The sequence below is a fragment of the Protofrankia coriariae genome (assembly GCF_001017755.1).
Classification (GTDB): Bacteria; Actinomycetota; Actinomycetes; order Frankiales; family Frankiaceae; genus Protofrankia; species Protofrankia coriariae.
In genome coordinates this window covers 26,931-37,645 of record NZ_JWIO01000043.1, presented here as the reverse complement: position 1 = coordinate 37,645, position 10,715 = coordinate 26,931, and the positions used below count along the sequence as shown (strand labels likewise).

General features: G+C 72.6%; 6 protein-coding genes and 1 pseudogene. 4 read left to right on the top strand and 3 right to left on the bottom strand.

Annotation, left to right across the window (positions count from 1 at the left end):
- On the bottom strand, positions 1-4,460 hold a 4,460-nt coding region (locus tag FrCorBMG51_RS25650; RefSeq protein WP_157180601.1), incomplete at its 3' end, for a TIR domain-containing protein.
- A 296-nt stretch (positions 4,461-4,756) separates the two neighbouring features.
- Between FrCorBMG51_RS25650 and FrCorBMG51_RS31845 the strand changes: the two genes are divergently transcribed.
- Both FrCorBMG51_RS31845 and FrCorBMG51_RS20290 read left to right on the top strand, forming a co-directional pair.
- Positions 4,757-5,887, top strand: a complete 1,131-nt coding sequence (locus FrCorBMG51_RS31845) for a phosphotransferase family protein (protein WP_052914874.1) — start codon at positions 4,757-4,759, stop codon at positions 5,885-5,887.
- 444 nt (positions 5,888-6,331) lie between these two features.
- The gene (locus FrCorBMG51_RS20290) at positions 6,332-7,360 is read left to right on the top strand and encodes a DUF2278 family protein (RefSeq protein ID WP_047224619.1); all 1,029 of its coding nucleotides are present in this window, start codon (positions 6,332-6,334) and stop codon (positions 7,358-7,360) included.
- Between the two features lie 369 nt (positions 7,361-7,729).
- Here the strand turns inward: FrCorBMG51_RS20290 and FrCorBMG51_RS34125 are convergent, their stop codons facing one another.
- Positions 7,730-8,191: an HNH endonuclease gene (locus tag FrCorBMG51_RS34125; RefSeq protein ID WP_420848654.1), complete on the bottom strand. Its 462-nt coding sequence runs from the start codon at positions 8,189-8,191 to the stop codon at positions 7,730-7,732.
- The gene (locus FrCorBMG51_RS29085) at positions 8,092-9,093 is read right to left on the bottom strand and encodes a DUF222 domain-containing protein (protein ID WP_052914873.1); all 1,002 of its coding nucleotides are present in this window, start codon (positions 9,091-9,093) and stop codon (positions 8,092-8,094) included. The genes FrCorBMG51_RS34125 and FrCorBMG51_RS29085 overlap by 100 nt, the downstream gene beginning before the upstream one ends.
- Before the next feature lie 623 nt (positions 9,094-9,716).
- Here FrCorBMG51_RS29085 and FrCorBMG51_RS31840 point away from each other — a divergent pair.
- Positions 9,717-9,989, top strand: a complete 273-nt coding sequence (locus FrCorBMG51_RS31840) for a toll/interleukin-1 receptor domain-containing protein (RefSeq protein WP_052914872.1) — start codon at positions 9,717-9,719, stop codon at positions 9,987-9,989.
- Positions 9,990-10,418: 429 nt separating this feature from the next.
- Positions 10,419-10,715: pseudogene (locus FrCorBMG51_RS31835) on the top strand (FxSxx-COOH system tetratricopeptide repeat protein); the annotation flags it as partial.

The following is a 10,715-nucleotide window of genomic DNA, read 5'->3' as shown; positions in this document are numbered from 1 at the left end:
GTGCCGTCGGGGGAGAACGCCATCGAGCGCACCGCGCCGGCGTGGCCGTGCAGCATCGCCGTCCGGCGGCTGGAGACGACGTCCCACAGGTGCACCGTGCCGTCGTCGCCGCCGGTGGCCAGGGTGGTGCCGTCCGGGGAGAACGCCACCGCGTGCACATGGTCGGTATGGCGGGTGAGCTGACCGGTCTGCTGGCCGGTGGGGGCGTCCCACAGCCGGACGGTGTGGTCGTCGCCGCTGGTGGCCAGGGTGGTGCCGTCGGGGGAGAACGCCACCGCCCACACCGGGTCGCCGCGACCGGCCAGCCGGCCGGTCTCCTGGCCGCCCGTCGGATCCCACAGCCGCAGCGTGCGGTCCGTGCCACCGGTGGCCAGGGCGGTGCCGTCGGGGGAGAACGCCACCGACCACACCGCGCCGGTGTGGCCGGGCAGCACCCCGGCCGGCCGTCCGCTCGCCGCCTCCCACAGCCGCACCGTGCCGTCGTCGCCTCCGGTGGTGAGCAGGGCGCCGTCGGGGGAGAACGCCACCGCCCGCACCCTGGGCGCGTCACGGCCACGCACGCTTGGACGGTCGTCCCGCGCTCCCACCGCCCGCGCCTTGTGAGCGCCGTGAACCCCGTGGGCCTCGTGAGCGTCGCGGACGTGGTCGATGATCCGGCGGGGCTGTCGGCTGTCGGGTTCCGCGGTGGTGGCCCACAGGTGCACCGCCGCGTCGTCGCCGCCGGTGGCCAGGGTGGTGCCGTCGGGGGAGAACGCCACCGCGCGCACCGGGCCGGTGTGGCCGGCCAGCTCGCGGGTCTGCCGGCCGGTGGTGGTGTCCCACAGCCGGACCGTGCGGTCGTCGCCGCCGGTGGCGAGCAGGGTGCCGTCGGGGGAGAACGCCGCCGCGCGCACCGTGCCGGTGTGGCCGGTCAGCGTCCGCAGCGGGCGCAGCCCGTCGGGGTCGAGCAGCAGTACCTGCCGCCCCCAGCAGGCCGCGAGCAGGGTGCCGTCCGGGGCGAAGACGATGCTTCGGGGCTCCCGGGCGGGTGGCAGCAGCATCGCCTCGACGCGGTCGCGCCCGAGGACCGCCGCGGCCGCCAGTTCGGGTGCGGCGGCGCTGGCCACGTCGAGCCGTGGGTGCACCAGCGCGGCCCGCTGCCAGCGGCTGCCGGTGAGCCGCACGTTGGTGAGGATGGGACGGATCAGCCGGGCGCCGTAGAGATCGGCGCCGGAGAGGTCGGCGCCGGTGAGGTCGGCGTCGGGCAGCCGGATCCCAGCGAGCACCGCCCCGGTGAGGTCGGCGAAGCGCAGGTTGCGCCCGGCCAGGTCCTGGCCGCGCAGGTCCTGGCCGGCGAGCTGGGCGCCGGCGACCGGCAGCCCGAGGGCGCGGGCGACCCCCAGTGCGTTCACCGGGGAGGCGCCGTCGGCGTCCGGGTCGGCCAGCACCCGCTGGGCCCAGGCCCGCAGCGCCGCCCGGTCGGCGAGGCCGACCAGGAAGTCGATCATCAGCTGGGACATGTTCCGCCGGGCCAGCAACGACGACGCGCGGTGACCACCGCCGGGCCGGCCGCTGTCGGGCGGGCCACCGCCGGGCCGGCCACCATGGGGCGGGCCACCGTCGAGTTCGCGGGCGGCCACCGTGGCGGCCAGAAACTCCATGACCGAGCGGTGGACGAAGGAGAACCGGTCCTCCCGCCGGATGAGCAGACTGCCCGAGCCGACGATGAACGCGGCCTGCGTCGCGTCCAGTTTGACCTTGCTCAGATCGGTCAGGGCGGCCCGGACGGTGTCCGACAGCCCGGCGAGGTCGGTGGCGTCCTCGCCGCTTTCCCAGAGCGTGACGGCCAGGGCGTCCACCGCCTGGCGCAGCTGCCCGGCCGTCAGTGTCTGGAAGCGCCGCCGGGCGACCTCGTTCGCCAGCCACCTTTCGACGAGCTGGGCGTAGAGGTCGGCGGCGCTGACCGTGCCGTTGGGCGCGCTGGCCGCGCGCAGGTCGCTCTCGGGCAGTTCGGCGATGAACGACAGCATCCGTGGGTTCACGGACAGTTCTCGCAGGTCCCGGATGCCGTGGATCAGTTTCAGCCGGGCGTCCGCCCGCTGTTGCGCCGCCAGTAGCCCGGAGAGCTGGGAATCCGGCACCGCCGGCCCGTCAGGGGCGTCCGTCGGCGTCTCGTTGGCGCCCGTGTTTCCGGTCGTGTGCCGGGCCGTGTCCCTGGTGGCGTCTGCGGTCGCGTTCCTGATGGCGCCGCGGGCCCCGGCGGCGATCTGGCGCTCGAACAGTCGCACGAGGAACTCCCGGATCTGCCGCTGGTCGAAGTCGACGAGCCGGATCTGCCGGCTGGCGGTGTGGCGCCGCACCAGCTCGCCGAGTTCGGTCCGCCACTGGTCGTCGCTGGCGAAATGCTGGGTACGGCTGGTCAGCACCACCTTCGCCCGGCCCGTCACCGCCGACATGATCATGCGTAGGTGCTCGGCGGCCCGGTCGTAGGTCACCCGCAGGGCGAGCTCGTCGAAGCCGTCGAGCAGCAGGATGATCCGGCCGCGCTCCAGCATCCGGTGGACCGTCCGGACGTCGACCCCGTGCTCCCCGGTCTTCGTCAGGTGCAGCGAGAGCAGGTCTGCGACGCTGTGGGTCTTCTCCAGCGTCCGCAGCTCGACCAGCATCGGGACCATGCCGGGACGCTCGGACGGCAGGCGGCGGGCCAGCTCGTGCAGCAGGAACGTCTTGCCGTGCCCGAAGTCGCCGAGCACCAGCAGGAAGCGAGCCTCCTCGACGTCGAGCCAGTCCACGGCCGCGGCGAGCACGTCGTCCTGCGCGGCGGTCTCCGCCACGCCGTCGGCGAGGACCGACCGCTGCGGCACGTACAGCGATGGCGGGTAGGCCGGATCGGTCTCCAACCGGGCGGTCTGGCGGAGCAGGTAACGGCGCGGATCCCACCGTCCCTCGAACTGGGCCAGACTGCGCACCCGGATCCACCGCCGGCGGGCCTGGCCGACGAGGCCCTGCTCGGCGAGCGCTCCCCCGTACACCAGCTCCGACTCGACCGGTTCGCCGACGAACAACTCGTACCGGACGACGACCTGCTCGTAGAAGGCGGCCAGGGTGTCCTGGTCAAGCCCGTCCGCACTGATCCCGACCGGCCAGCGCTGCCACTCGCCGTCCCGCAGGCCGTTCACGTCGAAGTAGACGGTCCCGTTGTCGGCCGTCATCCGCTGGATGGTCGCGTCCGGGTAGCGGACGCGGGCGGCCTGTTCCACCCAGCGCACGAACACCGACGTGATCTTCTGCGGGTCCGGGCCCGGGTAGGCCGGCGGCTCGGCGCCGTCGGCATCCGCTGGTTCGCGGGCCGGCCCTCGCACCAGCCCTGGGTAGGCCGGCGGCAGCGCCGGCTGCGCCGAACGACCGGCGGCGGCGGACAGGCCGTCGAGCAGCGTGCGGCGCGCCTGCGCCTGCGCCTGCTCCACCAGGCTGACCCGGCCGACACCGCGCAGCAGCGGCGGTGCCTCGCACGGCGCGACGCGGACCGGCACGAGAAGGGGACGCCCGTCCCGGGTCATCGTCGCGAGCGCGGCCTGCCATTCGGCCGCCGCCCAGTCCGAGTTCACGTAGTCCGGGGAGAGAACGGGCAGGACGAAGGCTGCCGCGGCAAGCTCCCGGCGCAGCCAGGCGGCGGCTCCCTCACCCGGTGGCGGCTGCCACGTCGTCGCCCGCGGCCGATATCCCTCGGCCGTCAGCTGATGGATGATCCACGCGGCCCACCGCTCGTCCGCCTCTGTGTAACTGACGAACACCACTGGCCTGGCAGCCGGGCCAATCCCACCGGTCGCGCTGGTCGCACTGGTTGCAGCGGTAGCAGCGGTAGCAGCGGTTGCACCGGCCCCGCCGGTTCCACTGGCCCCGCCGGTTCCGGCGGTTTCGATGGTTCTGCCGGAGATCACCGCAGGTCGGGCGGGCAGCACCGGCACTGTCCCGATGGGCGGCTCTGTTTCCACTGGCTGCGCGGTCAGCAGCCGCAACAGCGGTTCGATCCCGGCCTGGGTGAAGTCCGTGACCCGGTAGTGCGTTCCCGCGGACGGGCTGAGAAAAGCGGGAATGTCCTCGGTCGAACGGCCGGGCAGCAGCACCGAGAGGAACTTCGCCCGACCGGCCGTCTCGTCCCGGTAGAGCTCGTCCCGGATGAGCAGGCCCTCGAAGCGCGCGCCCCGCCCCTGGGTGGGGTCCCCCTCCCCCTCCACCCGCCGCCGGTATTCCGGGGACGCGATCACCAGGACGAATGCGGCCTGACGTATCTGCGCCAGCATCCACAGCGTCCAGTCGCGGGGCTGTTGCGCGGCCACCACGTCCAGCTTCGCGTCCACGCCGCAGCGGCGTAACAGCAGCCAGAGATTGCGCACCGCGTCGCCGTGGTCCGGCGAGTCGTGCGCGTAGGAGATGAACACGCGCACCCCGCTCGCGGCTCCCGCCCCGGCATCCACCACGTTCCGCAACCCCCTGCAGCCGACCGAGCATGCCCGCGACCGCAGGGTAACGGTGGTGATGCAGGGACGGAACAGCCAGGTCCGGGCATGCGCGGATCGGCTGTCTGTCGGAGCGGCTGTGCCTCTGGCGGCTGTGTATCCGAGGCGGGGCCAGGTATGGGTGTATGTGGACCGGGCCCGCCCCGGTTGCCCGGTATCCGGCCGTCCGGTGCCCGTTGGCTGGTGTTCGCCGCCCGTCCGGGGTAGCTGGTTGAATCGGTTCGTGAACGCCGAGCGTCCGACTCCCGGGCCTGCGGATGGGTGAGCGCACCGATGGCGGATCCGCCGATGCCGGGCTGGTCGCCGCGCTGACGGCGGTCGGCCGGCGGATCGTGGGGGAGCGGGAGCCAGCCGCTGCGGTCGTCCTCTCCGCCCGCCACGACAGGCTGCTGGTGCGTTACGGCGACGCCGTCCTCAAGGCCCACGCGCCGGGGACAGATCCGGTGCAGCTTGCGCTGCGGCTACGGCTGGCGGCCGATCCCCGGCTGAGCGACAGCCTGCTCGCGCCCCTGCCCATCCCGGGCGCGGACGCTCCAGGGCTGCTCACTCAGGCCCGCGGCCGGCTTGTCAGTGCCTGGCCGGTGGGCACACCCCTGTATCCGGAGGATCCCACGGCGGTGCCCGAGACGGCCGTCGACGATCTGCCGTGGGAGCAGGCGGCAGCCCTGCTCGCCCGGCTGCACGCGGTACCCCCGCAGGGGCCCGTCCCGCCGGCGAGGGTCCGCCGGGGCGTGGAGCGCGCGATGGCGAAGCTGTCCGGGCTGCCCACCTCGGCCGGCAACGACCCTGCCGTGGGGGAGGTTCTTGCCGCGTACGCGACGCTCCCGCCCGGGGAAACGGCCGGTACCCACCGCGGGTCCGGGGCCGGGTCCGGGTCCGGGGCCGGGCCTGGGGCCGGGCTTGGGCCTGGGGCCGGTGCCCGCCCGTACTCGGGTCACACCCACACAGCTCGTACGACGCATACGACCCGCATGACCCGCCACTCGACCCGGGTGCCCCCCACCCCCACGGCCGGGGGCGTACTTGTGCACGGGGACTGGCATCTGGGTCAACTGCTGCGGCTCGACGGCCGGGGGCTGCGGATCATCGATGTCGACGACCTCGGCGCCGGGGACCCGGTGTGGGATCTCGCCCGGCCGGCCGCCTGGTACGCCGCCGGTGTGCTGGCGCCGGCGGCGTGGGGCCGGTTCCTGCGCGGGTACACGGCTGCCGGTGGTCGGGCCGTGCCGCCCGACGCCGACCCGTGGCCGGTGCTGGACGCCCCCGCCCGGGCGCTGGCCGTGGCGTACGCCGCGAACGCCGTGGCGGACAGCGTGCTCACCGGGGTCCCGCTCGACAGCGTCTCGCGGGCCTTCGTCGACTGCTGCCGGCGTATGCGCCGGCTGTGACCGCTGTCGGCTGGCGTGTGCGCCGGCTGTGACCGTTGCCGGCTGGCGTGTGCGCCGGCTGTGATCGTTGCCGGCTGGCGTGTGCGCCGGTTGTGATCGCTGTCGGCTGGCGTGTGCGCCGGCTGTGATCGATTGCTGGTGCGACACATGCTGGCTGTGCCGCGGCGGGTATGGCGTGTCGCCGATCCACCCGTCGCGGCACCCAGACCTGACTGTTACGTCGACCTGACTGTTACGTCAGCCGATACGTCGGCCGACCCGTAGCGGAGCCGACTCATATCGATCGACCGGCCTGCCATCGGTCAACTCCCTTGTCGGCCGACTCGGTATCGGTTGACGGTGACAGGCGGTCTGTTTACGCTTTCGTGGCATTCCGGATGGCGGTTGGTGACAGAACTACGGCAGGCGGTCGGGGGACTGGCCCAAGCGTTCGGAGGAGAACGGATGCCATTGCGCGGCTATGGGGTGCTGGTCGGGCAGGTCATCGACGAACGTGCCGAAGGCGGGACCGGCACCCCGCATTACCAGATCCATTTACGGGCCGCTGGCGACGATTTCCGGATCACGGTCAACGTGCTGTCCAGCCAGCAGCCGGCGGACCTGTTTTTCGTCGCCGACGAGGATTTCCGGCATCCGGTCCTGCGGCTGCTGCAGGCCCTTCCCGACGGCTTCACCGCGCTTTCCAGCCGGCCCGGCGGCCCGGCTCTGGACTACATCCGGGGCAACCTGTTCAACCGTCTCGACATGCGGCCGCTGCCGGCGACACAGCCCGGTCCGGACAACGATCTCGCCGACGGGCTCCACCGTTTCGTCACCCGTGCGATCGCGGATCCGGCGGCGCGGGTGTACGCGTTCGGGCAGCGCTGGGGGCCGGAGCCGAACACCCCCGACAAAATATTTGGTTTCCTGCCCGGCAACGGCATCCACGACGTTCACATGAACCAGGGCAACAGCGGGCGGTTCCGCGGCGACGACGGCGTATGGCAGGACGGCGGCCTGCTGTTCCGTTTTCCCGGCACCGGTGGGTGGGCCGCGGTCTTCCTCGCCTTCCAGCCCCAGGGCTGGCACACCGACGACAGCAGCGGGCATGTCGTTCCCGACCTGCCCGAGGTGGGCCCGGCTCCCCGGCCGGCGCCGGGCGAGCCCGACCAGCGGGTCCGTATCGTCGCGGCGCTGGCCAATCCCGCCGGCCCCGCGCCCGAGACGGAAAGCGTCACCCTGGTGAACACCAGCCCGTTCCACATCGATCTCGCCGGATGGGCGCTCACGGACCAGCAGAAACATCGTCATGTGCTGCGCGATCTCGTCATCGCCGCCGGCGATGCCCTGCGTGTGAGGGTGTCTCCGCCCATGCGGCTCGGCAACGGCGGTGGGCTGATCACCTTGCTGGACCGGCGTGGCCTGAAGGTCGACGGCGTCTCCTACACCGGCACCCAGGCTGCCCGCGAAGGCTGGACCATCACCTTCCGCTAACAGGAACCTACGTTTCGCCACCTGTCTCGCCTGAAATGTCCGACGCCCGTCTTCCGGTGTTGTTACCGTGACCGGGCAGCCGGTAGAGCCAGACAGCCAGCAGAGCCAGACAGCCGGTAGGGCTGAGCGCACGCCGGGCGTGAGCCGCGGCTGGCCGGATCGACCTTGATCGTAGTCGCCCGCCCCGCGCTGACCTGCCCGGCCGACGGACCTCTCTCGACCGGCATCCGCCAGCCGTCGGTAGAAATCGCTGTTATCGCGACCCTTTCTACCTACAACTTCCGCGCCCGTAGGTGAGTCCCGGTGCCATCACGACGGAATCCACCTACGGCTTCCATACCGCCTCTGGAAAGCGGCGGCAGGGCGATCTCAGAAGGACGGCGGGCCGATATCTGGAACGCTTTCCCGTCCGGTTCTGTTCGTGCCCGGATCGTGGCTGCTGCTCTTTCTTCTCATATCGTGCCCGCCTGTCCCCGTGACGGCTGTCGCTGATGTTCCCGTTCCGGATGCTTCTGTTGTGGAGGCGTCCGTTCCTGGGGCGTCCGTCCTTGAGACGGTTGTTCCGGGGACGGCTGGTGCTGATGCGTCTGGTGCCCTGTTCGCTACTCGCGGAATGTCTGTCGCCGGGGCCTCTGCTTGTGGGGTGGGGCCGTCGTTCCAGGGTTCGGGGATGCTGCTGTAGGTCCGGCCGGTCGGGCTGGTCCAGATCGCTGTGTCGTTGTCGGCGCGTTTCACTGTCCAGCCGCCGTCATGTTTTGCCCTGTGATGCCGCCGGCACAGAGCGAGCAGGTTGTCCTCGCTGGTAGGTCCGCCGACGGCGTGCGGGTGGATGTGGTCGAGGTCGCAGAACTGGGCGGGTTTGCGGCAGCCGGGGAACCGGCAGCTCCGTTCCCGGGTGCGTAGCAGCCGGGCCAGCCTGGGGGCGGGGAAGCGGCGGCTGACCTCGACCGGCCGGTTGCCCTGGGCGGGGTCGGTGAGGATGCGCCGCCAGGTCGCGTCCTGGGCGAGTTCGCGGGCGGTGGCAGCGGGGATCGGCCCGTACCCGGCCAGTTCCCCGGCCGCGTCACTGGNNCGACCTCCACGGACACCTCGGCGCCCCGGTCCCGGCCGAGCAGCAGGTCGACCAGCGCGTCGGCGCGGCGGGCGTCCATGCTGCGGGTCTCGTCCGGGCTGTCAGTGGCCTGACGAGCGAGGGCATCCAACCGCTGGTAGACGGCCTGGGCGTCAACGGCGGACAGCAGCGCCCCCAGCTCGGCCATCCCGTCCTCGGCCGGGCGGATCCAGACCTGCCGATCCTTCCGGGCGTGAGCATGCCGCCGCCGCGCCCCGTCCGGATCCACCGCCAAGACGGTGCGGCGCAGCGCCTGGCGGAACAGGCTGGGGCTGGCCCGCCCACCCCGAGCCAGTACTTTCCGTTCGACCGCACCGGCCTGCTCCGGGGTGAGCGCGGCGGTGCTCTCCGCGGCCGCACGGACCCGACGCAGATCGATGTCACCGGTCTCCAACGCGGCCAGAGTGGCCGGCAGCCGGTCAACGACGGTGACCGCCAACTCCAGGCCGGCCGCGGCGGCGGCCGGGGACAGGGCCAGTCCGGCAGCAATCTCCTCGGCGGCGAACCCCGGCCCGGCCGGGTTCCTCTCCCCAGGAGGGGTCGGCCGCAGCCCGGCGAATCGGGCCTGGGCACGCAGCATCACCGCTTCCAGCCCGGCGATCCGCCGCCGCAGCACAGCCATCAGGGTCAGACAGCCATCCGCATCACAGGACTCCACCGCTGGTAGAGCGCCTGCAATGTCACTGCCCTCCACCGTGGGCAGGCAGCCATCCGTATCACCGCGCTCCGCTGTCGGCGGACAGCCGTCCGCATCACAGCCCTCCACAGCAGGCGGAGCGGCACACGCACGGCAGGCCGTGCCGGATGCACAGCCCTTCGCCGGGGGCCCTTCACAGGCGGGGAACGACGAGGAAGTACAGAGACGACGGACTGCGGCGGGCGCGGCGGCGCCGGTGGGGGCGGGCCGGACGGTATCCCGGCGGCCGGCGGGCTCGACGATGCCGAGTGCCGCCGGGGCGGCCGTTGGAGAGATACCTCCGACTCCCACAGAATCGAACATGTGTACGATCTTACCAGTAGATTCGGACATTTCCACCATCCAGGACAGGCAGTTCCCGCAGCCCGACGCACCCAGCGCGGGGACGACGGCCGTCGCCCTCGGCACGCCACCCCGATGGCGTGCCGGACAAGGCGGTGAACGTAGCCGGACGCGACTGATCATCCTGTTTCGGGCGTGTCGGGTGGCCGTGGCATGCTGGGTAAGCGACCGACGGGGGCGGTACGGAGAGCAACCCGGACTTCTTCGTGTCGTACACCGATGTGGACCGGTCGTGGGCGGAGTGGATCGCCTGGACGTTGGAGGCCGCCGGCTACCGGGCGGTGATCCAGGCGTGGGATTTCACGGCCGGGACGGGGTTCGTCGAGGCGATGCACCAGGCGACGCAGACGGCGCCGCGGACGGTGGCGGTGCTCTCGGCGGCCTATCTGGCCTCGGCGTACGCGACCGCGGCGTGGCAGGTCGCCTGGCAGGCGGATCCGCTCGGCCGGGACCGCGGACGCTGCTGGTCTTCCGAGTAGAGGACTGTGACCGCCCCGGGCTGCTCGGTCAGCTCGTGACGGTGGACCTGTTCGGGGCGGACGAGGCCACCGCCGCCGACCGGGTGCTGGCGGCGGCCCGTGCCGAACGCGCCAAGCCCACGGTGAAGCCCGGTTTCCCGGGTGTCGGGTCCGCCGTGGCGGGCTCGGGGCTGCCAGCGGTTGTCCCGTTCCCGCCGGAGTTGCCGGAGTTGCCGAACCGGTGGCAGGTGCCGGGCCGGCTGGCCCGGTTCGTCGGCCGGGAGGCGCTGCTGGCGGACCTGCACCGGGAGTTGACGGCGGCCGAGCCCTCGGCCGTCGGGCCGTCGGTGGTCGGGCGGTCGGAGGTCGGGCGGTCGGAGGTCGGGCGGTCGGAGACCGGGCTGGTGGCGGTGACCGCTGTGGCGGGAATGGGTGGGGTGGGGATGTGGGGTGGGGAAGGCCGCGCTGGTGGTGGAGTACCTGTACCGGTATGCGCAGGCGTTCGACCGGATGGGCTGGGTGCCGGCGGAGAACCCCGACCCGCTCGGCAGCCATCTTGCCGACCTGGCCCCGGCCGTCGGCCTGCCCCGGGACGCCGACCCGGCGGCGGTGGTGGCCGGTTGGCTGGCCCGGCCGCGGTCGCTGCTGGTGTTCGACAACGCCGACGACCCGACGATCCTCGAACAAAAGCTGCGGTTCGTACCGGGGCCGGGCCGGCTGCTGGTGACCTCCCGCCGCACCGGCTGG

Bases quoted from the DNA above. Each gene is read 5' to 3' on its own strand.
- FrCorBMG51_RS31845 (WP_052914874.1), top strand. From the start codon at position 4,757: ATGGGTGAGCGCACCGATGGCGGATCCGCCGATGCCGGGCTGGTCGCC.
- FrCorBMG51_RS20290 (WP_047224619.1), top strand. From the start codon at position 6,332: ATGCCATTGCGCGGCTATGGGGTGCTGGTCGGGCAGGTCATCGACGAA.